At 68.8% G+C, this 25,671-nt stretch carries 26 protein-coding genes and 2 pseudogenes; 14 read left to right on the forward strand and 14 right to left on the reverse strand.

The genetic code is table 11. The features are described from left to right. The first annotated feature begins 42 nt into the window (after positions 1-42). The gene (locus CAL24_RS09585; RefSeq protein ID WP_094806566.1) at positions 43-1,266 is read left to right on the forward strand and encodes an MFS transporter; all 1,224 of its coding nucleotides are present in this window, start codon (positions 43-45) and stop codon (positions 1,264-1,266) included. Here the strand turns inward: CAL24_RS09585 and CAL24_RS09590 are convergent. From CAL24_RS09590 to CAL24_RS09605, 4 genes are all read right to left on the reverse strand, one after another. Then, positions 1,253-2,566 (reverse strand): MFS transporter, encoded by a 1,314-nt coding sequence (locus CAL24_RS09590; protein WP_028355397.1) that lies wholly within the window; start codon positions 2,564-2,566, stop codon positions 1,253-1,255. The two genes, CAL24_RS09585 and CAL24_RS09590, sit on opposite strands and share 14 nt — an antisense overlap. Before the next feature lie 72 nt (positions 2,567-2,638). Then, positions 2,639-3,598, reverse strand: coding sequence for an aminotransferase class IV (locus CAL24_RS09595; protein WP_231501759.1), 960 nt, complete (start codon positions 3,596-3,598; stop codon positions 2,639-2,641). Positions 3,599-3,726: 128 nt separating this feature from the next. Then, on the reverse strand, positions 3,727-5,211 hold the full coding sequence (locus CAL24_RS09600) for a M81 family metallopeptidase (RefSeq protein ID WP_094806567.1): 1,485 nt from the start codon (positions 5,209-5,211) through the stop codon (positions 3,727-3,729). Positions 5,212-5,219: 8 nt separating this feature from the next. Beyond that, positions 5,220-5,735: an Lrp/AsnC ligand binding domain-containing protein gene (locus CAL24_RS09605; protein WP_094806568.1), complete on the reverse strand. Its 516-nt coding sequence runs from the start codon at positions 5,733-5,735 to the stop codon at positions 5,220-5,222. A gap of 602 nt (positions 5,736-6,337) precedes the next feature. On the opposite strand from CAL24_RS09605, the gene CAL24_RS09610 reads away from it, so the two are divergent. From CAL24_RS09610 to CAL24_RS09660, 11 genes are all read left to right on the forward strand, one after another. Then, positions 6,338-6,523, forward strand: coding sequence for a hypothetical protein (locus CAL24_RS09610; RefSeq protein WP_141218070.1), 186 nt, complete (start codon positions 6,338-6,340; stop codon positions 6,521-6,523). A 36-nt stretch (positions 6,524-6,559) separates the two neighbouring features. Next, positions 6,560-8,749 (forward strand): phosphocholine-specific phospholipase C, encoded by a 2,190-nt coding sequence (locus CAL24_RS09615; RefSeq protein WP_094806569.1) that lies wholly within the window; start codon positions 6,560-6,562, stop codon positions 8,747-8,749. A 138-nt stretch (positions 8,750-8,887) separates the two neighbouring features. Continuing rightward, a complete protein-coding gene (locus CAL24_RS09620; protein WP_028355391.1) occupies positions 8,888-9,190 on the forward strand; it encodes an ArsR/SmtB family transcription factor in 303 nt (100 codons plus the stop codon). A 60-nt stretch (positions 9,191-9,250) separates the two neighbouring features. Then, entirely contained in the window at positions 9,251-10,225 is a 975-nt protein-coding gene (locus CAL24_RS09625) for a zinc-dependent alcohol dehydrogenase family protein (RefSeq protein WP_028355390.1), read from the forward strand. A gap of 131 nt (positions 10,226-10,356) precedes the next feature. Beyond that, positions 10,357-11,322 (forward strand): Bug family tripartite tricarboxylate transporter substrate binding protein, encoded by a 966-nt coding sequence (locus CAL24_RS09630; RefSeq protein ID WP_094806570.1) that lies wholly within the window; start codon positions 10,357-10,359, stop codon positions 11,320-11,322. A 4-nt stretch (positions 11,323-11,326) separates the two neighbouring features. Then, on the forward strand, positions 11,327-11,956 hold the full coding sequence (locus tag CAL24_RS09635) for a glutathione S-transferase family protein (RefSeq protein ID WP_028355388.1): 630 nt from the start codon (positions 11,327-11,329) through the stop codon (positions 11,954-11,956). 31 nt (positions 11,957-11,987) lie between these two features. Further along, the gene (locus tag CAL24_RS09640; protein WP_028355387.1) at positions 11,988-12,770 is read left to right on the forward strand and encodes an aldolase; all 783 of its coding nucleotides are present in this window, start codon (positions 11,988-11,990) and stop codon (positions 12,768-12,770) included. A 67-nt stretch (positions 12,771-12,837) separates the two neighbouring features. Next, positions 12,838-13,392: a helix-turn-helix domain-containing protein gene (locus CAL24_RS09645; protein WP_028355386.1), complete on the forward strand. Its 555-nt coding sequence runs from the start codon at positions 12,838-12,840 to the stop codon at positions 13,390-13,392. Between the two features lie 21 nt (positions 13,393-13,413). Beyond that, positions 13,414-14,196: a YggS family pyridoxal phosphate-dependent enzyme gene (locus tag CAL24_RS09650; protein ID WP_094806571.1), complete on the forward strand. Its 783-nt coding sequence runs from the start codon at positions 13,414-13,416 to the stop codon at positions 14,194-14,196. Next, positions 14,193-15,050, forward strand: coding sequence for a pyridoxine/pyridoxal/pyridoxamine kinase (gene pdxK / locus CAL24_RS09655; protein ID WP_094806572.1), 858 nt, complete (start codon positions 14,193-14,195; stop codon positions 15,048-15,050). The genes CAL24_RS09650 and pdxK overlap by 4 nt, the downstream gene beginning before the upstream one ends. Beyond that, the gene (locus CAL24_RS09660; protein WP_094806573.1) at positions 15,047-15,841 is read left to right on the forward strand and encodes an APH(3')-II family aminoglycoside O-phosphotransferase; all 795 of its coding nucleotides are present in this window, start codon (positions 15,047-15,049) and stop codon (positions 15,839-15,841) included. Before pdxK ends, CAL24_RS09660 begins: the two co-directional genes overlap by 4 nt. A gap of 55 nt (positions 15,842-15,896) precedes the next feature. Here the strand turns inward: CAL24_RS09660 and CAL24_RS09665 are convergent, their stop codons facing one another. The 8 genes and pseudogenes from CAL24_RS09665 to CAL24_RS09695 form a co-directional block, all read right to left on the reverse strand. Next, positions 15,897-16,568, reverse strand: a complete 672-nt coding sequence (locus CAL24_RS09665; protein ID WP_094806574.1) for an RraA family protein — start codon at positions 16,566-16,568, stop codon at positions 15,897-15,899. Positions 16,569-16,596: 28 nt separating this feature from the next. Beyond that, positions 16,597-17,550 (reverse strand): 2-hydroxyacid dehydrogenase, encoded by a 954-nt coding sequence (locus tag CAL24_RS09670; RefSeq protein ID WP_094806575.1) that lies wholly within the window; start codon positions 17,548-17,550, stop codon positions 16,597-16,599. A gap of 61 nt (positions 17,551-17,611) precedes the next feature. After that, a complete protein-coding gene (locus CAL24_RS09675; protein ID WP_028355380.1) occupies positions 17,612-18,577 on the reverse strand; it encodes a tripartite tricarboxylate transporter substrate binding protein in 966 nt (321 codons plus the stop codon). 42 nt (positions 18,578-18,619) lie between these two features. Beyond that, complete coding sequence (locus CAL24_RS09680; protein WP_028355379.1) at positions 18,620-19,201, reverse strand: amino acid synthesis family protein; 582 nt, start codon at positions 19,199-19,201, stop codon at positions 18,620-18,622. 71 nt (positions 19,202-19,272) lie between these two features. Beyond that, positions 19,273-19,668: an NAD-binding protein gene (locus tag CAL24_RS24425; protein ID WP_283162969.1), complete on the reverse strand. Its 396-nt coding sequence runs from the start codon at positions 19,666-19,668 to the stop codon at positions 19,273-19,275. 36 nt (positions 19,669-19,704) lie between these two features. After that, positions 19,705-20,172: pseudogene (locus CAL24_RS24430) on the reverse strand (NAD(P)-dependent oxidoreductase); the annotation flags it as partial. A 128-nt stretch (positions 20,173-20,300) separates the two neighbouring features. Next, the gene (locus CAL24_RS09690) at positions 20,301-21,191 is read right to left on the reverse strand and encodes a LysR family transcriptional regulator (RefSeq protein WP_028355377.1); all 891 of its coding nucleotides are present in this window, start codon (positions 21,189-21,191) and stop codon (positions 20,301-20,303) included. Positions 21,192-21,207: 16 nt separating this feature from the next. After that, positions 21,208-22,104 carry a LysR family transcriptional regulator gene (locus CAL24_RS09695; RefSeq protein ID WP_094806577.1) on the reverse strand — a complete coding sequence of 299 codons (897 nt, stop codon included), beginning with the start codon at positions 22,102-22,104 and terminating at the stop codon, positions 21,208-21,210. A gap of 336 nt (positions 22,105-22,440) precedes the next feature. Here CAL24_RS09695 and CAL24_RS24515 point away from each other — a divergent pair. Together CAL24_RS24515 and CAL24_RS24520 are read left to right on the forward strand one after the other, a co-directional pair. Then, positions 22,441-23,262, forward strand: a pseudogene (locus CAL24_RS24515) (CoA transferase); the annotation flags it as partial. Between the two features lie 147 nt (positions 23,263-23,409). Beyond that, complete coding sequence (locus tag CAL24_RS24520) at positions 23,410-24,642, forward strand: Bug family tripartite tricarboxylate transporter substrate binding protein (RefSeq protein ID WP_432759287.1); 1,233 nt, start codon at positions 23,410-23,412, stop codon at positions 24,640-24,642. 12 nt (positions 24,643-24,654) lie between these two features. Here the strand turns inward: CAL24_RS24520 and CAL24_RS09705 are convergent, their stop codons facing one another. Both CAL24_RS09705 and CAL24_RS09710 read right to left on the reverse strand, forming a co-directional pair. After that, entirely contained in the window at positions 24,655-25,074 is a 420-nt protein-coding gene (locus tag CAL24_RS09705; RefSeq protein ID WP_028355373.1) for a VOC family protein, read from the reverse strand. A 24-nt stretch (positions 25,075-25,098) separates the two neighbouring features. Then, positions 25,099-25,296, reverse strand: coding sequence for a hypothetical protein (locus tag CAL24_RS09710; RefSeq protein ID WP_028355372.1), 198 nt, complete (start codon positions 25,294-25,296; stop codon positions 25,099-25,101). Positions 25,297-25,671 lie beyond the last annotated feature (375 nt).

The raw sequence follows: 25,671 nt of genomic DNA on the forward strand, positions 1-25,671 counted from the left end.
CTTCCGGGAACCGCCGTTCCCCTTCTTGCGGAGTAAATCTGGATGTTTTCTATCCAAAATAAGCCCCATCCCGCGCCCGCCGTCGCCCCGCTCGGCATGGGCGCCATCGCCATCCTCGCGCTCGGCACCTTCGCCGTCGGCACCGATGCATTCATCGTGGCCGCCTTCCTCCCCATGATGGCCAGCGACCTCGCGGTCACCCCCGCCGTGGCCGGCCACTCGGTGACCGCCTTCGCGCTGGCCTACGCCATCCTGGCCCCGCTGATCGCCACCGCGACCGCGCCGGCGCCGCGGCGCGCCCTGCTCGTCTGCGCCCTGCTCCTGCTGGGCGCGGCCAACCTCGGCTCGGCACTCGCCACCTCGATGCCATGGCTGATCGCCACCCGCATCGTCGCCGCGGCGGCGGCCGCCGCCTACACCCCCAACGCCGGCGCGGTGGCGGCCGCGCTGGTGCGGCCGGATTTCCGCGCGCGGGCGCTCGCCATCGTGATCGGCGGCCTGACCGTCGCCACCGCGCTGGGCGTGCCGCTGGGCCGCCTGGCCAGCACCTCCGCCAATTGGCGCGTCGCGCTGGCCGCGGTGGGCATCGTGGCATGGGCCGCCGCCGTAGGCGTGCAGGCCAGCCTGCCGCGTCTGGGCGGCAACCCGCGCATGTCGCTGGCCGACCGGCTGCGCGTATTGCGCCAGCCCGCCGTCATGCAGACCCTGCCGCTGACCGTGCTGGGCATGGCGGCCTGCTACGCCCCCTACGCCTACACCGTGCAAGTGCTGCAGGAACTCGGCACGCCCGCCGGCGCGGTCACCGGCATGCTGCTGGCGTACGGGCTGGGCGCGGTGGCGGGCAACTATGCCTCCGGTGCCGGCACCGATCGCCATGGTGCGCGCCGCGTGCTGCTGACGGCCTATGCGGCCATGGCCGCCGCCCTGGCCGGGCTGGCCTGGCTCGCCCACATGACCCACCCGGCGCAGTGGGCCGTGGCGGCGGCCATGGCCTTGTGGGGCGCCAGCAGCTGGGCCCAGAGCCCGGCGCAGCAGCACCGCCTGATCAGCGGCGCACCCGCGCACGGGCCGCTGGTGGTGGCGCTGAACGCCTCGGCCATTTACTTCGGCATTGCGCTGGGCACCGCCATCGGCGGCGCCGCGATCGAATCCGGCGCGGCCGCCGCCCTGGCATGCGGGCTGGTCCTGGCGCTGGCCGCGCTGGGCTATGCGGCGGCGACATGCCGCCGCGCGGCGCGAGCCGGCGCCGGCCTCAATGGTGGCTGAGGTCGCGGCGGGCCGTCTCCGGCACGCTCAGGGCGATCAGGAACACGCAGACGGCGATCGCCGCCAGGTAGTATCCCGGCGCGCCGGGATTGCCCGTCTCGCGCACCAGGAACGTGCCGATGAACGGCCCCGTGCCGCCGAACAGCGCATAAGAAGCGTTGTAGCTGATGGCCGCGCCCGTGAAGCGGGTCGACGTGGGGAACAGTTCGACGAAGAAGGTATAGCTGCCGCCCCCGTACAGCGACAGGGCCGCGGCCAGCAGCACCTGCGCGGCCATGGCGCCGCCCAGCGAGCCGCTGGTCAGCAGCCAGAACGCGGGCAGGCTGGCCAGCGCAACCGCCAGCGCGCCGGCCAGCAGCATGGGCTTGCGCCCGACCGCGTCGGAAATGCGGCCCGCCAGCGGCAGCAGCACCGAGAACGTCAGCAGGCCGGCCGCGTTCGACAACAGCGCGTCCGTCTGGGACAGCCGCGCCACGGTCTGCAGGTACGTGACGAAGTAGCCGACCAGGAAATAGAACGTCAGCGCGTTGAGCGACACGATGAAGAACACTTGCAGCATGCGCAGCCGGTTGTGCCGGAAGGTCTCGCGCAAGGGGCTGCTTTCCTTCACGCCCGGCTTGGCCATCACCTGCTTGAAGGCATCGCTCTCGTCGGTCCTGCGGCGGATATAGAGCCCCACCAGCGACAGCGGCGCCGCCACCAGGAAGGGAATGCGCCAGCCCCAGGAAGCGTAGTCCTCGGCCGACATGGCGGTGGTCAGCCCCAGGATGAACAGGCCGGCCACTACCGAAGGCACCGCCGACATCGCCGTGGTGATGCCGATCCACATGGCGCGGCGATCGACCGGGGCATGCTCCAGCACGAATGACGGCGCGCCCACGGCTTCCCCGCCGGCGGAGAAGCCCTGCACCAGCCGGCACACCAGCAACAGCACGGGCGCCAGGATGCCGATCTGTTCATAACTGGGCAACAGGCCGATCAGCGCGGTGGCCGCGCCGATCGACAGCAGCGTGATCGCCAGCACCTTGCGGCGGCCGATGCGATCCCCCAGCGCGCCGAAGAACACGCCGCCCAGCGGGCGCACCACGAATGCCACGCCGTAGACCGCGAAGGCCGCCAGGATGCCCACCACTGGATCGCCGGCGGGAAAGAACAGCTTGGCGATGGTGACCACCGAAAAGCCGTAGATGGCGAAGTCGTAGAACTCCACGAAATGCCCGACCGCGCCGGCGCCCAGCACCCGGCGCGCCGCGCTGTTGGCCTGGGTCGCCGAAGCGGCGCCCGTCAAAGAGATTTCCATTGCGTTCCCCTGATATCCGTTCGAAAAAGTCGGTACTGCGAGGCGCGCCCGGCGGGCGCGGTCAATGCTGCGTCATGCGTCTTGCTGCGCGTGGTCGAACACCGGCAGGCGATAGCGCGGCTCATCGTGCATGCGCCAATAGGCATCGCGGATGCGGCGCGTGACCGGCCCCGCGCCCCCGGCGCCGACCGGCGCGCCGTCGACCCAGCCGACCGGCATGACGCCGCCGGCCGTGCTGGTGATGAAGACTTCCTGCGCCTGGCGCAACTCGTCGGCCGGCAAGTCGCGCTGCTCGACGCGCACCGCCACGGCGTCGGCCGCTTCGATCGCGCTGCGCCGCGTGACGCCCTCCAGCGCGCCGCGCCGCGGCGTGACCAGCACGCCGCCGCTCAGCGCAAACAGGTTGAACCCCGGCCCTTCGACGACATTGCCGCGGCCGTCGGTCAGGGCCACGGTCTCGTCGCCGTCGTCGTAGGCATCGAACAGGCCGCGCACCAGGTCGAGCCAGTGGTAGTTCTTGACCGTCGGGTCCACCGATTCCGGCGCGATGCGATGCACGGTGCTGATGCGCAGCCGCAGGCCGCGCTCGCGCTGCGCCGGGTCGGCGATCCAGGCGAACGGGATGGCGAAGGCGTAGAACTGGTTCACGCACAGGCGCGGGTCGCGCGAGCCCAGCGGCGCGGTGCCGCGCGTGCAGATCATCTCGACATAAGCTTGCCGCAGGCCCGCGGCGCGCACGCAATCGATCAAGATGCGGCGGACCTGGTCCCGGTCGTAGGGAATGCGCATGCGCAGGCGCTCCATGCCGCGCATGAAGCGGTCCAGGTGGTCCTCGAGCCTGAAGAAGCTGCCGTTCCAGACGTGGGCCACATCGTACGTGGCGTCGGAATGCAGGAAGCCCCAATCGAGGATGGGTATGCGCGCCTGGTCCATCGATACGATGGCGCCGTCGATGAATGCAGCGCCCGGCCGCGCGTCGGCGGAGGCCGCCGGCGACATGCCGGCCGGCGCGGAGAGAGGAGAATGCGTCATGGTGGCGTAGAGAACGTGATGAACCGCCTGCAACAGGCAAAAGGATCCCCGCCCGGCATCGCGATCCGGACCGGAATGACAATCGGAGGAAATCGGCCGGCCCGCGCCCCGCGCGGTGGCCGCATGCGTCAGTTATTGCGCCATAGCGGCCCGGGACTGTCGTCCATGGGATAAAACGGCCGGCGGCAACGCGTCCAGGCCAGCTTGCGCAGGTCGGCCCGGCCCGCGCCGGGAGTACCCAGCGCCACCAGGCGCGGCGCCCAGGAATAGGCCTGCTTGTAATTCATGGGGTTCTTCACCACCACATAGCGGAACTTGCGGATATCGATGCCGGCGGCCACGTACTGCTCGTCGGCGTACTCATAGGTGGGACGGCTGGTGACCAGCACCGTGGCGCGCGCGCCGCGCAGCACGGCGGCCGGCCCCATGGTGGAGGTGATGCCGCCCATCAGGCCGCCGCGATAGGTGAACGCCCCGTCATCCAGCAAGCGCTCGACCAGGCCGCTGAACGGCACCGGCGGCCCGTAGCGGGTCTCGATGCGGTTGCCCAGCTCGCAGCTCAGTTCGACGCCCGCGCCGGCGCGGCGGGCAGCGGCCACGGCGCCGGGGTCGACCACCTGCACCAGCAGCGGCCCGGGCGCGTCCATGGCCAGGAAGCGCCCCAGCACGTAGGCGCTGTCGCCGGCGGCGCCCGCGCCCACGGCATCGGACATCTCGCTCAGGATGATGGGGCCCGCTTCTTCCGCCGTCGCGGCCACCGCCTGGTCGAAATCCAGCAGGCCCGGCTCGAATTCGGCGCGGGCCGCCCACAACTGCCGGCACAGGCCGTCAAGTATCTCGCCGGCGCGCGGATGGACGCCATCGGTGACCAGCACGAAGGCCGTGCCGCCCTCTTCCCGCTCGGCCCATGGCGTGGAAGGGAAATAGCTCAGGGCCAGCACGCCCGGCAAAGCCTCGATGGCCCGCGCGGCCTTGTACATGGCGCGCATGGGCGTGCGTTCGCGGGTGCCGGCGGCGGTGGGCGATACCAGCATGGCCAGCTTCTTCATGGCCATGACGGGCCGCGCCCCGCCCGCGACGGCCCGCACCAATATGCCGGCGGCGCGCACGCCCGTCTCGAAGGGGTCGTCGTGCGGGTATTGCTGGTAACCCACGATGGCGTCGCACAGGGCCAGCAGGCGCGGCGTGATGTGCGCGTGCAGGTCGCAAGTGATCACGATGGGCACCGCGCCCACCAGGGCCCGCACCGCCTCGAGCAGTTCGGCCTCGGCGTCGTCGGTCTGCTCGCAGATCATGGCGCCGTGCAGGGCCAGGAACACCCCGTCGACCGCGTGGCCGCGCAGGCGTGCCAGCAGCTTTTCCTTCAGGGCCTCGAAGCACTCGCGCGTGACCTGCCCGCCGCAGCCGCCGTGCGTGGCGATCAGCGGCACCAGCTCCGCCCCCTGTGCCTGCAGCACCTGCAAAGCGCCGGAGACTTCCACGTCGCCGCCGCGCAAGCCGGACAGGATGGCGTCGCCTTCATGCAGGTAATTCTGGCGGAACTCGGCCAGCGAGGTGCGGGCCAATGAAAACGTGTTGCCCTCGAACAGCAATCCACCGATGGCGATTCGCATGTTGGCTCCTAGTCGGCGACCGGCGTCGACACGCCGGTCTTCACTTCGTCCATGGCCACGTAGGAATGCGTGATGCGCACGCCCGGCAGCTTGAGGATCTTGTCTTCCAGCAGCACCCGGAAGGCGCCGATGTCCGCCACGCGGATCTTCATGATGAAATCGACGTCGCCGGTAATCATGTGGCATTCGACGATCTCGCCGATCTCGGCGATGGCGGCGCGGAACTGCTCGTATACGCCGTCCACCGCGCGGTCGAACAGGACGAACGCGAAAATCAGCATCGGATAGCCGACCCGCGTGGGATCGAGGATGGCCTGGTACTCGCGGATGTAGCCCTCGCGCTCCAGGCGCCGCACCCGCTCCAGGCATGGCGTGGGGCTGAGCTCCACCTGCGCCGCCAGCCACTGGTTGGTGGCGCGCGCATGCGTCTGCAGCAAGCGCAGGATGCGGCGGTCGATGGCGTCGAGTTCGCGACGGGTTTCGGGGGCCGCGCTTTTTTCCGCGGACGGGGGACGTGCTGCCATGAATGCTCCGATCGATCGGCGGGCCGGCCGGCCCGCTTTTCATGGCAGATTAGAGAATCGACTGCTATTTCTGAATAGGTGTTAATACTTATTCTGATGATTTTTTCATATCCAGGATTTTATCTCGCTTAATCAGATTTTCGTAGAATTAAATAAAACAGAAAACCCCCACCATGCGCAGCCAGCGCGACCTGTGCCATGCCCCGCCGCGCGCGGTTCCCTGTAAAACTTGTTTTCCAACGTGAGCGAAGTTGATCCACGCGGCGCGGCGCCGCAGCCGCGGCTCGCAGGGAAACTCCCCGCGGCATGACAGAATCAAGACACGGCCTGCCGCCATCGATACGTCCACGCCGCCTGGCGGCATGGCGCTGTCAAGAAAGTGAACTTTTTCGCGCCTAGGATGGCGCACCTGACAGCCGCAGCCGTTCTCTCTTTGCCCGTCACCGGGTCGATCCTCAACTCCACCACTGCCCGGCGCTCTCCGGGCAAGGAGAGCTTTTGTCTTGCGGAAGTCGCTCGACCATTCTCTGATGGCTTAATCAACGTGTGCGCACGCCGCCGCCGGGCGCGGGCGCGCACATTTTTCCAGGTGAACTGAAACGATGATGCGAAGTAGCTCCGAAGGTTGGCCCGTCGCGCGCAAGCTGGCATGGGCGCTGGGCCTGTCGTTGACCGTGCTGCTGGCGGGCTGCGGCAGCGGCGACTCCGATGACGACGAGCCGGGCGCGCCGCCGCCCGGCGGCGGCACCGAATGCAGCGCCGACGCGCACTGCGCGCCCGCGCCCTGACCCCGCCCCTTTCATCCACGACCTCATCGAACCGACATGTCCTTTGATCCTTCCAAGCGCGGGTTCCTGCGCGCCTCGCTGGGCACCACCGCCGCGCTGAGCGCGCTGTCCACATTGCCGCTGTCCATCCGGCGCGCGCTGGCCATCGAGGCCAACAATGCCACCGGCACCCTGCAGGACGTCAAGCACGTGGTGCTGCTGATGCTGGAGAACCGCTCGTTCGACAGCTACTTCGGCACCTTCCGCGGCGTGCGCGGCTACGGCGACCGCTTCCCGATCCCGCTGGTCAACGGCAGCAACGTGCTCTACCAGACCGATGCCAACGGCAATACCGAGACGCCCTACCACCTGGACGGCAGCAAGGGCAACGCCCAGCGCGCCGGCGGCACGCCTCATGTATGGACCGACGCGCAGGCCGCCTGGGACCATGGCCGCATGAGCCGCTGGCCGGTGGCCAAGCAGCCGCTGTCGATGGGCTATTACGAAGACGCCGAAGTGCCGTTTCATCGCGCGCTGGCCGAGGCCTTCACCGTCTGCGACGCCTATCACTGTTCCATGCACACCGGCACCATCCCGAACCGGCTGTTCTACTGGACCGGCACGAACGGACCGTCGGGCGACAACTACGCGGCCATCGTCAATGAATACAACGGCGGCAACGACGTGGGCCCCTCGACCGAGGGCTGGACCTGGACCACGTATGTCGACCGCCTGGAACAGGCCGGCGTCAGCTGGAAGGTCTACCAGAGCCTGGCGGACAACTTCGGCTGCAACCAGCTGATGTCGTTCCGCCACTGGCGCCAAGCCATGGAATCGATGCCGGCCGAGCGCCGGCCGGCCGCGCTGCCGGCGGTGTCGCCGGCCTACGACCCCGCCATCGACGATCCGCTCAGCCCGCTGGCGAAGGGCTTCGGCAACACCATGCCGGACGGTTATCTGCAGAGCCTGCGCGACGACGTGAAGAACGGCACGCTGCCGTCCGTGTCGTGGATCATTCCGCCGTCCACGTACAGCGAGCACCCCGGCCCGTCCAGCCCGGCCCAGGGCGGCTGGTACGTGCAGGAAGTGCTGGATGCCCTGACCTCCAACCCCGAGGTGTGGGCCAGCACCGTGCTGCTGATCAACTACGACGAGAACGACGGCTTCTTCGACCACCTGCCGCCGCCGTCGGCGCCGTCGCGTCGCGAAGACGGCACCCTGGCCGGCAAGACGACGCTGGGCGAGGCCGACATGGCGTTCGAATACCACGACTATGCGCCGGCCTCGCCCAAGCATACGGCGCCGGACGGCAGGCCCTACGGCCCCGGCCCGCGCGTGCCGCTGTGGGTGGTATCGCCCTGGAGCCGGGGCGGCTGGGTCAATTCGCAGGTGTTCGACCACACCTCGACCCTGCTGTTCCTGGAAAAGCGCTTCGGCGTGAAAGAGCCCAACATCAGCGCCTACCGGCGCGCCATCTGCGGCGACTTGACCAGCGCCTTCAATTTCGCCAACCCGAACGGCGAGCTGCTGCCCACCCTGGCGGGCCGCACCACCAAGGACGCGGCCGACCAGCTGGTGGCGCAGCAGGAGGCCGCGCCGCCCATCCCGGTGCCGGGCGACCCGGCCCTGCCGCGCCAGCAGGCCGGCACGCGCCCCTCGCGCGCCCTGCCGTATGAGCTCCATACGACGGCGCGGGTCGATGCCCAGGCCGGCACGGTCACGCTGGCCTTCGCCAACAGCGGCCAGGCCGGCGCGGTCTTCCACCTCTACGACAAGCTGCATCTCAACCAGATCCCGCGCCGCTACATGGTCGAGGCCGGCAAGCAGCTCGACGACACGCTGGACGTGAGCGCGGACAATGGCCGCTATCACTTCTGGCTGCTGGGGCCCAACGGCTACCACCGTGAGTTCGTCGGCGACCTGCGCGACGAAGCCACCGCGGCGCTCGAATTGCAGGTCTGCTACCGCCAGTGCGAACCGCCGGAAGTGCAGGCCAGGCTGTACAACCGCGGCGCCGGCGCGGCCACGTTCGCCGTGACCGCCGGCGCCTACCGCGGCGACGGTCCCTGGACCCTGCAGGTAGAAGCCGGCCAGATCGGCGAACTGAGCTGGCCGCTCGGCGACAGCGGCAACTGGTATGACTTCACGGTAACGGCGAACGATTCGAAGCTCTGGTCGCGCCGTTTTGCCGGCCGCGTGGAGAACGGCCGCGACTCGGTGTCCGACCCCGCCATGGGCCAGGGCTGACGCATCCCGGCGGGGATGCGGCCTCCCCGCCGGGCGCGCGGCCCAGAGTCGCGACCCGCCGGAATAACCTTTGCCTTTCCGGGCAGCTCAGCGCTGCCCTTGGATTGGCATATCGCTAAATTCCGATATAATCGGCTCATGGACTTGCTTGAAATATTCAAAGCCCTCTCGAACCGCACTCGTCTCGAAATCTTGAAACGGCTGAAGGATCCGGTGAAGAACTTCCCGCCGCAAGACGAGGGGGATGTCCATACGGTAGGAGTCTGTGTAAGCAGTATCCAGGAGGGTGTCGGGTTGTCGCAGTCGACGGTCTCCGACTACCTTGCAACCTTGCAAAGAGCTGGCTTGGTCGAAGTCCAGCGCATTGGCCAGTGGACCTACTACAAGCGCAACGAAGCAGCCATCCGTACGCTCGCCGAGCTCATCGGCAAAGATCTCTAAATTTTTTGGCCCTTTATATCGGTAATTCCCGATATCCCTTTTTATCGAATCGAGAAATTCATGAAAGCTATCGCACTCAGCACTTTTGGCGGTCCGGACGCATTTGAACTTTGTGAAGTGCCTAAGCCGGTGCCTGGGCCGGGACAAGTTCTGGTTCGGGTGCACGCCACTTCCATCAACCCGTTGGACTACCAGGTACGACGCGGGGACTACCCCAGCCTGGTGCAGCTTCCGGCCATTACGGGACACGATGTTTCTGGCGTGGTCGAGGCAGTCGGAGCAGGTGTGACAGCCTTCGCGCCAGGCGACGAGGTCTGGTATACGCCCCAGATCTTCCATGGCGCGGGAAGCTATGCCGAGTACCACGTCGCGGCCGAGAACATCATAGGCAAGAAACCCGCCGCGCTTAGCCACCTTGAAGCCGCGAGCCTGAGCCTGGTCGGGGGAACAGCATGGGAAGCGCTTGTCGTGCGCGCGGCGCTACGGGCCGGGGAAAGCATTTTGGTGCACGGCGGCGCAGGAGGCGTCGGGCATGTGGCCATTCAGCTTGCGAAGTCCATGGGGGCACGGGTGATGACGACCGTGCGCGAAGCAAATTTCGAGTTCGCGTGCAGCATGGGAGCCGATGTCGTCATCGACTACCAGAACGAAGACTATGTCGAGGCCGTCATGCGTGAAACAGCAGGCCATGGCGTCGACGTCGTTCTGGATACTATCGGCGGCGACACCCTTTCCCGCACTCCCGAGGCGCTCGCACAACTGGGCCGGCTGGTCACGATCGTCGATATCGCGCAGCCACAAAACCTCATTCATGCCTGGGGCAAGAATGCGAGTTACCACTTCGTGTTCACACGACAGAATCGTGGCAAGCTCAATGAACTGAGCGCGCTGGTCGAACGCGGCAGACTCCGGCCCCATGTCGGGGCCACTTACTCTTTAGCCGATATTCCTCTTGCCCATGCCCGCCTCGAAAGCCGCGACAACGGGCTGCGCGGAAAAATCGCCATCGCCGTGGTTCCGCCAGCGAATCCATAGGCTCCGCATCCGCATTCCCCTCCTCAGGGTAAATCCCCATCACAAATCGCTTGATGACACTTCTCGACCTATAGGACACTTCGTGTCCTATAGGAATCTTTTTTGATTACAATCAAAGCAAAGGAGAAGCAATGCATATAGCGAAGATCCTCGGCGCCGCGCTGCTCGCCGCCGCCAGCGCCGCCGCGGCGGCCCAGGCCTATCCGGAGCGCCCCGTGCGGCTGATCGTGCCGTTCGGCGCGGGCGGCATCACCGACATCGTGGCCCGCCAGGTCGGCCAGGAACTGGGCAACGCGCTCGGCCAGAGCATCGTGGTGGAAAACCGCCCCGGCGCGGGCGGCGTCATCGCCGCCCAGGCTGGCGCCGGCGCGGCGCCCGACGGCTACACCCTGTTCATGGGCACCGTGGGCACGCAAGTGGTGAACCCGCTGATCCGCAAAGGGCTGGCCTATGATCCGCAACGCGACTTCGCGCCGGTGGGCCTGGTGTCGAGCTCGCCCTATCTGCTCGCCATCCGCGCCGGGCTGGAGCCGCGCGACTACGCGCAATTGGTGGACTATGCCAGGAAGCATCCGGACGCCCTGAACTTCGGCTCGGCCGGCAACGCCAGTTCGCCGCACCTGGGGCTGGAGCTGCTGAACCTGACCGCGGGCATCCGGATCATGCACGTGCCGTTCAAGAGCGGCAGCGAGGCCGTCAATGCCGCGGTCGGCGGGCAAGTGGATGTGGTCATGGACGCCAGCCCGGTGATCATGCCGCAGGTGCAGGCCGGCCGCCTGCGCGCGCTGGTGGTGGCGGCCGAACGCCCCCTGCCCTCCGCGCCCGGCGTGCCCACGAGCGGCGAGGCCGGGGCCGCCGCCCTGCAGATCAGCTCCTGGAATGCCTTCTATGCGCCGGCCGGCACGCCGGCCCCGGTGCTGCGCACCCTCAACGCCGCCCTGCAGAAGGCTTTGTCCTCGCCAGCCCTGGGCAAGCGCCTGGCGGCGCAGGGCACGCAACTGTATGGCGGATCGCCGGAAGAGTACCGGCAATTCATCGCCGCCGAACAGGCGAAATGGGCGGACATCATCCGCCGCGCCGATATCCGGGTGGAGTGACGCCATGGCCTGCCATCCCTTGTCCGGCGCGCCGCTGGAACTGATCGACACACTGCGTTCCGGCAATGCCTGGAAGGTGCGCCTGGCGTGCGGCTACATGGGCCTGCCGATCATGCGGCGAACCCTCGATATCCCGCGCGGCGACCTGCAGGCTCCCGAGTTCGGCCACATCAACCCGCTGCGCCAGGTGCCGGTGCTGCGCACCCGCGAAGGCGCCTGGCTGGCGGAATCCCAGGCTATCCTGTGGTACCTGGGCCGCGACACGCCGTGGCTGCCGGACGCGCGGCTGGCGCAGGCCCAGGTAGCCAGCTGGCTGAGCTTCGAGCAGACCATGCACATGCACAACTTCGCCCAGCCGCGCCTGCAGGTGCACCTGCGCGCCACCGCGGTGGCGGACGACGCGCACATCGTCGCGCTGCGCGAAGCCGGCATGCGGGCGGCGGCCATCATGGACGGGCAACTGGCGCGCAGCCCCTACATCGCCGGCGATGCGCCCACCATCGCCGACATCGCCCTCTACCCTTACACCAGCATGGCCGGCGAAGGCGGCTACGACCTGTCCGGCCTGCGCCATGTGGCATCCTGGCTGGACCGGATGCGCGCCCTGCCGGGCCATGTCCCGCTGATCAGTTGACACCGCCGCGCGGCGGCAAGAAGGAAATGAAATGGCAGACACGATGAAATTGTCGAAACAGGAACTGGTGCGGCACGCCCAGGCGGAAATGCAGCGCCAGTTCGGCGACGCGGCCTGGACGGTGCGCGAGCGCGTCGCGCTGACGTGCCGCATTCTCTACGATGGCGGCCACGACTCGGGCCTGGCCGGGCAGATCACGGCGCGCGCGGAAGCCCCGGGCAGCTACTACACCCAGCGGCTAGGGCTGGGCTTCGATGAAATCACCGCCGGCAACCTGCTGGAAGTGGACGAAGACCTGCGCGTGCGGAATGGCGACGGCATGCCGAACCCGGCCAACCGGTTCCATTCGTGGATCTATCGGGCCCGTCCCGACGTGCAGTGCATCATCCATACGCACCCGCTGCACGTCGCGTCGCTGTCGATGCTGGAGGTGCCGCTGGAAGTCTCACACATGGACAACTGCACCTTGTACGACGACGTGGCCTTCCTGGAAAAATGGCCGGGCGTGCCGGTCGGCAACGAAGAAGGCGAGATCATCTCGGCGGCGCTGGGCGACAAGCGCGCCATCCTGTTGGCGCACCATGGCATGCTGGTGGCCGCCGGCACGGTGGAAGAAGCGTGCGTGCTGGCGCTGCAGTTCGAGCGGGCCGCGCGCATGCAGCTGCTGGCCATGGCGGCCGGCCGCATCCAGCCGATCCCGCCCGAGCTGGGCCGCGAGGCGCACGACTGGATCCTGACGCCCAAGCGCTCGCAGATCGGCTTCGCCTACTACGCGCGGCGGGCCTTGCGCGCCCACCCCGACGTGCTTGCGTGAGCCGGCTCGACGCGCCGCCGGAATTGCGGCATGCTAGCGGGATCGTTCGCCTTCCCTTCGCATGCCGATGCAAGACCTGCCGCACCGACTCCGCGCGCTGCGCCGCCAGCAGGCGCTGTCGCTGGAACAACTGGCCCAGCGCACCGGGCTGACCAAAAGCTACCTGTCCAAGGTGGAACGCGGCCTCAGCGAACCCTCCATCTCCACGGTGCTGCGCCTGGCCCAGGCCTATGAAATCGGCGTGTCGCAACTGGTCGGGGCCGACCCGGACGCCCAGGAAGAAACCGTCAGCGTGGTGCGCGCCGCCGAGCGCGAACCCATGGTGCGCCGCGGCACCGCCGCCGGCTACGACTACCTGTCCATGGCCGGGCGCCGCAAGGTGCGCATGATGGAGCCCTTCGTGGTGCGCCCGCCGCGCCGCTTCCCGGCCGACCGCGCGGTGTTCCCGCATCCCGGCGAGGAATTCATGCTGGTGCTCAAGGGCTCGGTGGAAGTCCACGTCGGCGAACGGCAGTTCCGGCTCGACTGCGGCGACTCGGTCTATTTCGATTCCGAGCTGCCGCACCGCCTGCGCACCGTCAGCCGCGAGATCGCCGAAGTGCTGGTGGTGACCGCGCGCTGACCTTTCCTTCGCGGATCCACGATGACCGATACCTCTCCGTACCCCGCCGCCCGCACCCTCGACGACCTGCGCCGCAACCTCGACCAAGTGCGCGCCAATATCGCCGCGGCGTGCGCCCGCGCCGGCCGCGCCCCGGCCGACGTGCGCCTGCTGCCGGTCAGCAAGACCATCGACGAAGCGCGCATCCGGCTGGCCTACGCGGCCGGCTGCCGCGAACTGGGCGAGAACAAAGTCCAGGAAGCGCATGCCAAATGGGAGGCCATGGCCGACCTGCCCGACCTGCGCTGGGCGGTGATCGGCCACCTGCAGACCAACAAGGCCAAGCTGGTGGCGCGCTTCGCCAGCGAATTCCAGGCGCTCGACAGCCTGCGCGTGGCCGAGACGCTCGACCGCCGGCTGCAGGCCGAGGGCCGCGCGCTGGACGTGCTGGTGCAGGTCAATACTTCCGGCGAAGCCAGCAAATTCGGGCTGGCGCCCGAGCAGGCGGCCGCCTTCGTGCGCGCATTGCCGGCATACGCCAGCCTGCGCGTGCGCGGCCTGATGACGCTGGCGCTGTTCTCGCCCGACCCGGCGCGGGTGCGCCCATGCTTCGTGCGCCTGCGCGAACTGCGCGACCGCCTGCGCCAGGAAGCGCCGGACGGCGTCTGCATGGACGAATTGTCCATGGGCATGTCCGGCGACTACCAGCTGGCCATCGAAGAAGGCGCCACCACGGTGCGCGTGGGCCAGGCCATCTTCGGCGCGCGCGCCCTGCCGGACAGCCACTACTGGCCCGGCTTCGCAGGCCCTCCCACGGCATCATGAACACTCCCGCGGCCCTGCGGCCGCTGCCCGTCGACGTCATTTCCATCCAGTCGCAGGTGGTGTACGGCCATGTCGGCAACAATGCCGCCATTCCCACCCTGCAGTCCATGGGGCTGCGCGTGGCGGCCGTGCCGACCGTGCTCCTCAGCAATACGCCGCACTATCCCAGCCTGCATGGCGGGGCCATCCCCGCCGACTGGTTCGCCGGCTACCTGCGCGACCTGGAGGCGCGCGGCGTGCTGGCCGGCGCCCGGGCCGTCATGGTGGGCTTCCTGGGCGACCCCGACCAGGCCGGCATGCTGGCCGATTGGCTCGACGGCGCCACGCGCGCCCATCCGCAATTGCGCGTGCACGTGGACCCGGTGATCGGCGACTTCGACCACGGCATCTACACCGACCCGCGCCTGACCCAGGCCTGGCGCACGCGCCTGCTGCCGCGCGCCCACGGCCTGACGCCCAATCATTTCGAGCTGGAGCAATTGACCGGCGCCAGCCTGGCCACGCGCGACGACACGCTGGCCGCCGCGGCGCGGCTGCTGGACGGCGCCACCGACTGGGTGGTGGTCACCAGCGCCGCCCCGCGCGACTCGCCCGCCGGCGCAATGCAGGTGGCGCTAGTCACCCGCACGCTGCGGCGGGTGTTCAGCCACCCGGTCGTGCCGTGCGCCGCCAAAGGCATCGGCGACCTGTTCGCGGCGCGCCTGGCAGGCCATGTGCTGGGCGGCATGCCGCTGGAACACGCGGTCGAGCGGGCCTGCGCGCATGTCGTGGCGGTGCTGCGCGATACCGCCGCGCGCGGCTGGGAAGAACTGGCGCTGCCGCTGCACGGGCCGGCGGCCGGGGCCGCGTCATGACGGCCGGCAACGCGGCGCCGTTCGACCCGCCGCCGGACTGGCGCGACGCGCTGGCCGGCTACGCCTGGGCGGCGCAGGATATCGGGCGCTCCGACGCGGCGGTGTTCCGCCTGGAAGCGTCGGGCCGGCCGCCGCTGTACGTCAAGACCGAGACCGCCGGCAGGCTGGCCGAACTGCCGGGCGAGGTCCTGCGCCTGCGCTGGCTGGCGCAACAGGGCATCGATTGTCCGCGCGTGCTGCGCACGGCACAGGCCGCCGGCCGCCACTGGCTGCTGATGAGCGCCGTGCCGGGCCGCGACCTGGCCTCCACGCCCGAGCTGCCCGCCGCCCGCATCGTCGCCATCGCCGCCGCGGCCCTGCGCGCGCTGCACGGCCTCGATCCGGCCGGCTGCCCGTTCGACCACCGGCGCGCCGTGCGCATCGAACACGCGCGGGCCCGCGTGCAGGCCGGGCTGGTCGATGAAAGCGACTTCGACGACGAGCGCATGGGCCAGAGCGCGGCGCAGGCGTACGCCGCACTGTGCGCCGGCCAGCCGGCGCACGAGGACCTGGTCGTCACCCACGGCGACGCCTGCCTGCCCAACCTGCTGGCGGTGGACGGCCGCTTCAGCGGCTTCGTGGACTGCGGCCGCCTGGGCGTGGCCGACCGCCACCAGGACCTGGCGCTGGCGGCATGGAGCATCGAATACAACCTGGGCGCGCAATGGGCGCAGCCGTTCCTGGACGCCTATGGCGGTCCGGTCGACACGGAGCGGCTGGCCTTCTACCGACTGCTGGACGAGTTCTTCTGACGCGGGCCGGCGCGCACCGGCGCCGGCCCGGGGCGCGCTCGAGGATGAGCCGCCCCTAGATGCCGCCGCACTTCAGCTCGGCCAGCCTGGCGTCGATCCAGCCGGTGTCCAGCGTACCCGCGGCGATCTCCTCGAAGGTGCGGGCTTCGGCGGCCTGCTTGGCGGCGGCCGCCTGGCAGACCGCGTCGACCCGGTCGAACGGGACGCACAGCAGGCCGTCGGCATCGCCCACGATCAGGTCGCCGGGCTCGATGATCATGCCGTCGAGCGCGATGGCGGCGTTGATCTCGCCCGGGCCGTCCTTGTACGGGCCGCGGTGCGTGACGCCGGCCGCATAGACCGGGAAGCTGGATTGCCGCAAGGCCTGCGAATCGCGGATGGCGCCGTGGATGACGATGCCGCCGATGCCGCGCCGGCGCGCGTAGGTCGTCATGATTTCGCCGATGATGGCGTTGGTGAGGTCGCCGCCCGCGTCGACCACGATAATGTCGCCGGGCTGCGCCAGGTTCAGCGCCTTGTGCACCATCAGGTTGCCGCCGGGCCGGGTCTTGACCGTCAGCGCCGGGCCGGCCATGGGCGCGCCGTCGTGCATGGGCCGCAGGTGCGCGCCGCCGGCCGCCATGCGGGACATCACGTCGCTGATATTGGCCACCGGCAGGCCGGCGAAGCGGGCCACGATATCCGCCGCCACCTGGCGCCGCCGGGGATGGATGTGAAAGCCGATCATTGTCTCTCCAGTACAAGGGGCGCCGGCCCTACGGCACCGGCGAAATCAGGGGCTGCCCGGCGAAATGTCGTTCTGCGTTGTCCAGGAAGCGCTGCACCGAGGCATGGATGGCCTCGGGGGAAATGCCGGCGATATGCGGGGTCAGGACCGCATTGTCGAACTCCAGCAGCGACGCGGGTGGCGTCGGTTCGCCTTCGTAGACGTCCAGGGCTGCCGCCATGATACGACCATCGCGCAGCGCGGCGGCCACCGCCTCGGTATCGACCAGCGAGCCGCGCGCGATGTTGACCAGCACGCCGCCCGGGCCCAGCGCGTCCAGCACCCGGGCATTGACGATGTGGCGGGTGTCCGCGCCGCCCGGCGCCGCCACCACCAGGAAATCGCACCACTGCGCCAGGCCCTGCAGATCGTCGAAATAGCGATAGTCGCAATCGGCGCGGCGGGAGCGGTTGTGATAGCCGATCTCCATGTGGAAGCCGCGCGCCCGGTGGGCGATCTTGCGCCCGATGGCGCCCAGGCCCAGGATGCCGAGGCGGCGGAACGACACGTGCGGCGGACGCGGAATATCGTCGCGCCACAGGCCATGGCGCACCCCGCTATTGAGGAACGGCAGCCGCCGCACGGCGGCCGGCAGGATCATCATGGCGTGGTCGGCCACGCATTCGTCATTGGTGCCGGCGGCATTGGCCACGGCGATGCCGCGCGCGCGGGCATGCGCCACCGCGACGTTCTCGTAGCCCACGCCCACGGTGCAGATCAGCTCCAAACTGGGCAGCGCGTCGATCTCTTCGGCCAGCAGGCCGTTGGTGCCGTTGGTCAGCACCACCCGGATGTCGCGGCCGCGCGCCGCGATCTGGGCGGCCCCGTTGGATCGGTCGGCCCCCAGCCCCTCGTTGGGCGCGTAGATCATCTCGAATCGCTCGGACACCAGGGCGCGATGTTCTTCGGACAGGAATACCAGGACTAGCAGTAGCGGTTTCATCGGAAATCTGCACAGGGAAAATGCCGGGGCGCGCGCCGAGCGGGCCGCGGCCCGGGGAGTGTCAATCGATATGGGCGCCGGAAAGCTTTACCAGTTTGCCCCATTTCACGATCTCGCTGCCGACGATCTGCTTGAACTCGGCCGGCGAACCGCCGACCGGCGTGGATCCCTGGTCGGCAAAGGTCTGCCGCACGGCCGGGTCCTGTAGCACCTTGCCGATCGCCGTATTGAGGCGGTCGACCACCTCGGCCGGCGTGCCGGCCGGCGCGAACACGCCGTTCCACAGCACGATCTCGAAGCCGGGCAAGGCCTCGCCCACGGCCGGCACATCGGGCAGGCGCGCCGAGCGCTGCGGCGTGGTCACGCCCAGCGCGCGCAGCTTGCCGCCCTCGATATAGGGCAGCACCTCGACCAGCGGCGAGAACACCGCCTGCACCTGCCCGGCCATCAGGTCGGCATTGGCCGGCGCGCCGCCCCGGTACGGCACATGCACCATCTCGCCTTGCACCATGTTATTGAACAGGGCGCCGGACAGATGCTGCGAGGTGCCGTTGCCGGCCGAGCCGTAGTACAGCGGCCCTTTCTTGTCGCGCACGTAGTCGACGAACTGCGCCAGCGTCTGCGCGGGGAAGTCCTTGTTCACCATCAGCACGTTGGGAATCAGCGCCACCTGGGCCACCGGTATGAGGTCCTGCTCGACGTTCAACGGCATGTGCTTGTAGAGCGTGACATTGGTGGTCAGCGTGCTGGTGGACATCAGCAGGGTGTAGCCGTCCGGCTTGGCCTGGGCGACGTAGGCGGCGCCGATGTTGCCGCCGGCGCCGGTGCGGTTCTCCACCACCACCGGCTGGCCGAGCTGCGCCTGCAGCTTCTCGGCCAGCAGGCGCGCGGTCACGTCGGTGCTGCCGCCGGCCGACAGCGGCACCACCAGCGTCACCGGCCGCTCCGGCCAGGCGCCGGCCTGCGCGGCGCCGCCCGCCAGGGCGGCGGCGGCCAGCATGGTCTTGATCAATATGGATTTGCGCATGGCGAGTCTCCTCCTTGTATCGTTGTAGGAATGGCGGAACGGTCAGCGCTGGCCGTCGCCCACCGAGATCTGGTCGGCGCGCAGGCCGCCCAGCCGCTCGTGCACGCGGCTGCCGTCGGACACGACCAGCGCGTAGAGCAACTCGTCCGGGCGCGGGCCGTCGATGATGCCCACGTCCACGGTGCTGAAGTGGCTGCGCACGTAGCAGGCCTCGATGTGATGCAGCGGGATCTGCAGGCGCGTGCCGGCGCTGGCCACCACCTTGGCCGCGGGCACGATCGACTTGGCGGTCGGCAGCATGGCGCGCATGGCCCAGCCGCCGGCTTCGTGCCAGATGGCGCCGTGCTCCAGTTCGCCGTTCAAGCCGACGATGGCGCCCTTGCCGTATGCCTGGATGCGCTCCGCGCCGCCCATGGCCTGCAGCAGTTCGGGCACCAGCTCGTTGGCCAGCTCGCGGGCATCCCGCACCAGCCCGGACAAATCCTCCACATAGCGGCCGGCGTAGGGGTTCTGGAACACCACGGCGATCGTCCCCTGGCGCACCGGCTCGGCGCGCGGCGGACCGCCCTCGTGATAAATGCTCTCGACGTTGAGCAGCTTCTTGCGGATCTGGATCTTGGCCATGGATGGCTCCTTGAGGGAAAAAGGAAGGTGATGAGCGCGGGCGCCGGACGGCGCCCGCAGGCGGGACGCGCTCAGGGCTGGGGCGCCCGGCCGACCTGCACGCCGGCCCATTTCTCGATGTGCTGGATGACGCAGGCGTTGTCCTTGGCGCCATCGCCCTGGGTGATGGCGAACGCCAGGAACTGGCGCGCGGCCGGCCCGACCTGCATCGGCACCCCCAGCTTCTCCGCCTCGTCGATGCACAGCTTCACGTCCTTGTGCAGCAGCTCGGTGGTGAAGCGCAGCGGGAAGCCGCGGTCCAGCACGCACTGCGGAATGCGCTCCTGCGTGGCGAACGAACGTCCGCTGGAAACGTTCAGCACATCCAGCATCGTCTGCGGATCGAGGCCCGCCTTGACGCCATAGACCAGCGCCTCGCTGGCGGCCACCAGGCTGGCCGCGTACAGTGTGTTGTTGATGATCTTCATGGTCTGGCCCAGGGTCGGGTCCGCGCCCAGGTAGAAGACGTTCTTGCCCAGCACGTGCAGCAAGGCTTCCACTTCCCGATAGGCGGACTCCGGGCCGGACGGCATCACGGCCAGCGTGCCGCGCTCGGCCGCCACGGTGCCGCCGCTGACCGGCGCGCCCAGCAAGGCGATGCGGCGCGCGCTCAACAGGGCCTCGACTTCGCGGGTGGCCGACGGGCCGGTGGTGGACAGGTCGATCACCAGGCGCACCCGGCTGCCCTCGGCCACCTCGGCGGCCACCTCCACCACCGCGCGCGGCACTGGCAAGCACAACAGCACGATCTCCGCGCGCGAGGCCAGGTCGCGGGCACTGTCGGCGCCCAGCGCGCCCTGCCGCACCAGCCGCTGCTGCGCCTCGGCCGAGCGATCGTGCACGATCAGTTCATGGCCGGCGGCCAGCAGCCTGTTGCCGAAATGCCGGCCGATGTTGCCGACCCCGATCAATCCGATTTTCATGGTGAAACATTCTCCGCAGTGGGTTTCCGGCGCCCATGGTGGCGGTCCGGCCGACGCCTGTCAGCGCCGCCCTGCATCCTAAGATGGCGGCGCACCGCACTGCGAGTACTGTTTCGGCGATGGGGTATAGCCTGGTGTTAAGCGTCGGCCTGCTGCTCGACCAGCAGGTCGACGAACTTGTCGGCGTGGCTCTTGCGCGTGTCGAACACCGACCGGACGATGCTGGGGGTCAGCGGGATCTCGTGCGCCAGCGGCACGATCCGCAGGTCGTCCCAGGCCGTGCCCTCGGCGGTGTACTGGTCGACCATGGCCACGCCGGCGCCGGCGCGCACCAGGGAACAGGCCACGTCGGTCTGGTGGATATGGATATGCGTGGTCATCTCGACCCCGGCCTTGCGGAACGCCGCCGAGACGAGCTGGCCGAACGGAATGCCGGGGTGGTGGGCGATGAGCGGATAGCGGGCCAGGTCCTCGATGGCCACGCTGGACTGCGCGGCCAGCTCATGGCCGCGCGGCACCACGCACACCATGCGGCCTTCGGTGAACGGTTGCACGTCCAGGTTGGGATGGTCCAGCGGCAGCACCGATACGGCCAGGTCGACCTTGTTGCTCAGCACCTCCTGGGCCATGTCGTTGAGCAGCGTGGTGCGGTAGTTGACCCGAATGCCGGGATAGCGCTGGACAAAACGGTTGATGGCGCGCGCGACCAGCCCATGGCTCAGGCACGGGCTGGAGGCGATGTTAAGGGTCCCGGACGGTCCGCGCGCCAGGCTGCGGGCGAAGTCGTCCACCCGCAGCGCATACTGGTAGCACTCGTCGACTTCGCGAAACAGCGCCTCGGCCTCGGGAGTGGGCACCAGCTTGCCCTTGACGCGGTTGAACAGCGCCAGCCCGAGCGTTTGCTCGGTGTGCGAGACGATGCGGCTGATGGCCGGCTGCGAGGTGAACAGCAGCTTGGCGGCGCCCTTGATCGAGCCGGTCAGCATGACGGCGCGAAATACCTCCATCTGCCGTAGCCTGAATTTCATGATGTGTCTCCTGCATTCATCCGGCCAGTGCGCGCGCCACGCCCAGGAAGGACGCCAGGGCCGGATTGTCGTCGTCCTTGCGCCATGCCACCGAGATTTCCTGGCTGAGGAAACGGCTGCGGTCGGCCAATGGCACGTATTGGACTTTGGGATGGATGAGCGAAGCCAGGTTGCTGGGGATCAGCGCCACTGACAGGCCTGCCGCCACCAGGCAGATGACGCCCGCCACCTGCGAACACTCCTGCGCGATATCGGGATGGAACCCGGCGGCCGAACAGGCCGAAATCAACTGGGCATGCGCCGCGGGCACCTTCTCGCGCGAGAAGGCCACGAACGATTCGCCGGCCAGCTGCCGGAGCGCGATGCTGCGCTGGCCCGCCAGCGGGTGCGATTTGGGCAGCGCCACCATCAGGCGATCGTGCTTGTACAGGCAGGTGGCGATTTGTGCGGCCTCGCGCGGCAGCGGCGTACGGAGCAGGCCGAGATCCAAGCCGCGCCCGGCGAGTTGCTCGAGCTGGTCCTTGGTCGTCATTTCGACCACGCGCAGCCGGACCTGCGGAAATTGCTGGCGGAAGTGGCCGATCAGTTCGGGCATGAAACCATAGCCGGCGCTGCCGATGAAGCCGAGCGCCAGCTGGCCGGTACGGCCGTCGCGCGCGGCCTGTGTGCGCGCGATGGCTACGCGCTCGTAGTTCAACCACTGGTAGGCCTCTTCGAGAAAGACCTTGCCGGCCGGCGTCAGCGACACGGTGCGCTTGTTGCGCAAGAACAGCGGCACGCCGACTTGCGCCTCCAGTTTCTGGATCGCCTGGCTGAGCGGCGACTGCGCGATGCCCACGCGCGCGGCGGCGCGGCCGTAGTGCAGCTCCTCCGCCACGGCGATGAATTGCCGAAGCAGGCGGCTGTTCATCATGAGATGTTTTTTATCTTACAGAGCGCCAAATTATATGTTGGACGAGGATATTACCCAAGACTAGACTTTGCCCCACACTCTCACGGGATCGTCATGGACTCCTCTATTTCACTGGCCGGCCAGGCGCACCAGGCCGTTGCCGCCCTGCTCGGCACGCCCGCCGCATGGGATGAACCCATCGCCTCCCGCCTGCGTTTTCATGGCGAGCCGCCGGTATTCGATTCGCCGCACCTGCTCACCCTTTCGGCCGGCGCCGCCATCGGCGCGTATGCGCTGGCCATCGAACGCTGGTGGCACCTGGCCACCGGCCAGCGACAGACCGTCGCCATCGACTGGATGCAGGCGGCCTGCTCGCTGAACCCCGGCCATTTCCAGAAGCAGAGCGGCTACGTGCTGCCGGCCCTGTCGCTGCTGACCGAGCTGAAGGCGGATTTCTACCAGACCGCGGACCAGCGCTGGTTCTTTCCCATCGGCTCGTATCCCCACCTGCGCGACGGCGTGCTCGACTTGCTGCAATGCCCCAACAACGCCGCCTCGCTGGGCGCCGCCATCGGCCGCTGGAATAGCCACGACCTGGAAGAAGCTTTCGCCGCGCACAAGCTGCCGGGCGCCTATGCGCGCAGTCGGGAGGAATGGCTGGCGCACCCGCAGGGGCGCCTGCTGGCGAGCCGGCCCGTCATCGAGATCCAGAAAATCGACGACAGCGCGCCCGAGCCGGCCCGCGCCGCCAGCCGTCCGCTGGAACACCTGCGCGTGCTGGATCTGGGCCATGTCATCGCCGGCCCCGTCGTGGCCCGCACCCTGGCCGAACATGGGGCGGACGTCCTGCGCGTGACATCGCCGTTCATGCAGGATCCATTCCGCCAGACCATCGATACCAATATCGGCAAGCGGTCGGCGTTCCTGGACCTGGACCGCGCCGTCGATTGCCAGCGGGCCCGCGAACTCATCGCCGGCGCCGACGTGGTGGTCCAGTCATGGCGGCCCGGCAGCATGGCGCGCCGGGGCTTCGGTCCCGGCGAGGCGGCGGCCATCCGGCCGGGCGTGGTGTACGTGTCGGTGACCGCCTATGGCGATGAAGGTCCCTGGGCCACGCGGGGCGGGTTCGAACAGCTGGGCCAGACCGTCAGCGGCGTGGCGGTGCGCGAAGGCGGCGCCGGCCGGCCGCGCGTGGTGCCCCCCCTACCTGCTCAACGACTACCTGACGGGATACCTGGGCGCGGCCGGCGCCATGCTGGCGCTGATCCGGCGCGCCCGCGAGGGCGGCAGCTATCACGTCAAAGTGTCGCTGGCGCGCACCTCGATGTGGGTGCAGGAACTGGGCGGCGAGCCCGCTTTCGACGACGATCCGCGCCGGCCGCGGCGCCATTTCGCCGAAGCGCTGGCGCCCACGCTGGAAGTCCGCCAATCGGCGTATGGCCCGCTGGAGCAACTGCCACCGGTGGCGCAGTTATCGCTCACCCCGCCGCGCTGGGACCTGCCTCCCGCGCCCAACGGCGCCCATCCGCCGGCCTGGCGGAGCAACTAGAAAAACGCCCCCAAGGAGGAGACCTCACCATGTCCCGAAACCTGATCTGCGCGGCCAGCCTGGCCGTGCTGGCCGCCGGCGCCCCATGGACGCAGACGGCCGCCGCCTACCCCGAAAAAGCCATCACGCTCATCATCGGCTTCGCGCCCGGCGGCCCTACCGATGCCATTGGCCGCGTACTGTTCAAGAAAGTCGCCGAAGAACTGCGCGTCCCCATCGTCATCGAGAACCGCCCGGGCGCCGGCGGCAATATTGGCGCCCAGGAATTCTTGCGCGCGCAACCGGACGGCTACACCCTGATGTACGGCACCTCGTCCATCACCACGGCTCCCGCGCTGTTCAACCGCCAGGACTTGAATCCCAAGACGGCCTTCGTGGCGGCGGGCTGCTCGGTGGCGGTGCCGCTGATCCTGCTCGCCGCCAAGAACCTGCCGGCGGCCGATGCACGGGACTTCTACCAACAAGTAAAGGCCCAGCCGGGCAAGTATTTCATGGGCTCGTCGGGCAATGGCTCGATCGACCACCTGGTCGCCATGGACGTCGCCGCCAAGCTCGACCTGGACTTTCAGCACGTGCCGTACAAGGGCAACGGCCCGGCGCTGACCGACCTGGCGGCCGGAAACACCAGCTTCATGTATTCCGGCTCGTTCAATAGCGCGTTGCCGTTCATCGAGAGCGGCCAGGTCCGCGCCCTGGCGGTCACCTCGGCCCGGCGCTCGGCGGCCCTGCCCGATGTCCCCACGCTGTCGGAAAGTGTCCCGGCCTTGAAGGGCTACGACGCCGGCACGTGGCAGGTGCTGTTGGCGCCCAAGGGCACGCCGGCCGCGGTCCTGGACAAGCTCGACACGGCCTTGCGGGCCGCGCTGCAAGATCCGTCCGTGCGCGACAGCCTGCGCTTCCAGGGAGCCGAAGTCATGGACAAGACGCCGGCCCAGTGCCAGGATTTCATCGATAGCGAATACGACCGCTGGTCGGGCACGATCGACCGCCTCGGGCTCGAAGCGCGCTAGCGCGGTGCGGCCCTAGCGCGGCGGCGCGTCCGGTTCCTGGTCGGCGGCGCAGACGAAGGCGATCTTGTTGCCTTCCGGATCGCGGCAGTAGGCCGCATAGAAATCCGGGGCGTACCAGGCGCGCAGGCCGGGCAGGCCTTCGTTGCGGCCGCCCGCTTCGATGGCCAGCGTCCAGCAGCGGTCGACGATGTCGCAGGACAGTGCCCGGAAGCTGACCTGCGCGCCGTTGCCCCAGGTGGCCGGCAGGCCATTGAAGGGCGGCGCCACCACGAACGACGGCCAGCGCAGCGTGGGCGGGCGCCAGATCACGCCGGCCGGGCCGGCGCTGTCGATCGAATTGACCCGCAGCAGCCCCAGCGGCGCCAGCACGGCGTCATAGAAGGCCACCAGGCGCGGCCAGTCGCGCGCGCCGATCTGTATATGGGTGTACATGGCCGGTTCCCCCATGCGCGCCGGCTAGGCGGGCTGGCTGCGCGCCTGTTCGATCAGCGCGTCGGCCTGCTGCCGGACTTTGTCCTCCACCGCGCGCAGCGCCAGCCACTCTTCAAACTTGCCGGGCTCGAGGATGTTGTTCGCTTCGTAGAAGTCCATTACCGCGGTATGGGCTTCGTGCCACAAGCGCATGGCGGCTTGCACGTCGTTGATGTCGGGCATGGCAGGCTCCTGGGACAAGACGACAAAGCCACGCCCGCGCAAGTAGCGTACCCGGGGACGGCCGGCGCGGCGCGGGCCCCCGGCCCGCATGCGCGGCGGTAAATATTACGTCGCGGCGACACACGGGCTGGACGTGTTTCCATACAACAGATATTGCCAATGTCAAGACCGCCCTGATAAGATTGCGCCTCGGGTATTTCCCTACCCTCTTCTCTTCTTCCATCTCTTCATTCACCACCAGGGAGGCGTTCGATGTCCGTATTTCGCACCGCTATCCCCAGCGTGGCCGCACGACACCATTAAGTCGTCGCTGGCGCTGGGCCGCCCGCATGTTTCCTAGCTCGTAGGCTTGCGCTTACGGCTGGCCCTCGCCCG

The sequence above is a fragment of the Bordetella genomosp. 2 genome (genome assembly GCF_002261345.1).
GTDB lineage: Bacteria > Pseudomonadota > Gammaproteobacteria > Burkholderiales > Burkholderiaceae_B > Bordetella_A.

Bases quoted from the DNA above. Each gene is read 5' to 3' on its own strand.
- CAL24_RS09585 (WP_094806566.1), top strand. From the start codon at position 43: ATGTTTTCTATCCAAAATAAGCCCCATCCCGCGCCCGCCGTCGCCCCG.
- CAL24_RS09590 (WP_028355397.1), bottom strand. From the start codon at position 2,566: ATGGAAATCTCTTTGACGGGCGCCGCTTCGGCGACCCAGGCCAACAGC.
- CAL24_RS09595 (WP_231501759.1), bottom strand. From the start codon at position 3,598: ATGACGCATTCTCCTCTCTCCGCGCCGGCCGGCATGTCGCCGGCGGCC.
- CAL24_RS09600 (WP_094806567.1), bottom strand. From the start codon at position 5,211: ATGCGAATCGCCATCGGTGGATTGCTGTTCGAGGGCAACACGTTTTCA.
- CAL24_RS09605 (WP_094806568.1), bottom strand. From the start codon at position 5,735: ATGGCAGCACGTCCCCCGTCCGCGGAAAAAAGCGCGGCCCCCGAAACC.
- CAL24_RS09610 (WP_141218070.1), top strand. From the start codon at position 6,338: ATGATGCGAAGTAGCTCCGAAGGTTGGCCCGTCGCGCGCAAGCTGGCA.
- CAL24_RS09615 (WP_094806569.1), top strand. From the start codon at position 6,560: ATGTCCTTTGATCCTTCCAAGCGCGGGTTCCTGCGCGCCTCGCTGGGC.
- CAL24_RS09620 (WP_028355391.1), top strand. From the start codon at position 8,888: ATGGACTTGCTTGAAATATTCAAAGCCCTCTCGAACCGCACTCGTCTC.
- CAL24_RS09625 (WP_028355390.1), top strand. From the start codon at position 9,251: ATGAAAGCTATCGCACTCAGCACTTTTGGCGGTCCGGACGCATTTGAA.
- CAL24_RS09630 (WP_094806570.1), top strand. From the start codon at position 10,357: ATGCATATAGCGAAGATCCTCGGCGCCGCGCTGCTCGCCGCCGCCAGC.
- CAL24_RS09635 (WP_028355388.1), top strand. From the start codon at position 11,327: ATGGCCTGCCATCCCTTGTCCGGCGCGCCGCTGGAACTGATCGACACA.
- CAL24_RS09640 (WP_028355387.1), top strand. From the start codon at position 11,988: ATGGCAGACACGATGAAATTGTCGAAACAGGAACTGGTGCGGCACGCC.
- CAL24_RS09645 (WP_028355386.1), top strand. From the start codon at position 12,838: ATGCAAGACCTGCCGCACCGACTCCGCGCGCTGCGCCGCCAGCAGGCG.
- CAL24_RS09650 (WP_094806571.1), top strand. From the start codon at position 13,414: ATGACCGATACCTCTCCGTACCCCGCCGCCCGCACCCTCGACGACCTG.
- pdxK (WP_094806572.1), top strand. From the start codon at position 14,193: ATGAACACTCCCGCGGCCCTGCGGCCGCTGCCCGTCGACGTCATTTCC.
- CAL24_RS09660 (WP_094806573.1), top strand. From the start codon at position 15,047: ATGACGGCCGGCAACGCGGCGCCGTTCGACCCGCCGCCGGACTGGCGC.
- CAL24_RS09665 (WP_094806574.1), bottom strand. From the start codon at position 16,568: ATGATCGGCTTTCACATCCATCCCCGGCGGCGCCAGGTGGCGGCGGAT.
- CAL24_RS09670 (WP_094806575.1), bottom strand. From the start codon at position 17,550: ATGAAACCGCTACTGCTAGTCCTGGTATTCCTGTCCGAAGAACATCGC.
- CAL24_RS09675 (WP_028355380.1), bottom strand. From the start codon at position 18,577: ATGCGCAAATCCATATTGATCAAGACCATGCTGGCCGCCGCCGCCCTG.
- CAL24_RS09680 (WP_028355379.1), bottom strand. From the start codon at position 19,201: ATGGCCAAGATCCAGATCCGCAAGAAGCTGCTCAACGTCGAGAGCATT.
- CAL24_RS24425 (WP_283162969.1), bottom strand. From the start codon at position 19,668: ATGAAGATCATCAACAACACACTGTACGCGGCCAGCCTGGTGGCCGCC.
- CAL24_RS09690 (WP_028355377.1), bottom strand. From the start codon at position 21,191: ATGAAATTCAGGCTACGGCAGATGGAGGTATTTCGCGCCGTCATGCTG.
- CAL24_RS09695 (WP_094806577.1), bottom strand. From the start codon at position 22,104: ATGATGAACAGCCGCCTGCTTCGGCAATTCATCGCCGTGGCGGAGGAG.
- CAL24_RS09705 (WP_028355373.1), bottom strand. From the start codon at position 25,074: ATGTACACCCATATACAGATCGGCGCGCGCGACTGGCCGCGCCTGGTG.
- CAL24_RS09710 (WP_028355372.1), bottom strand. From the start codon at position 25,296: ATGCCCGACATCAACGACGTGCAAGCCGCCATGCGCTTGTGGCACGAA.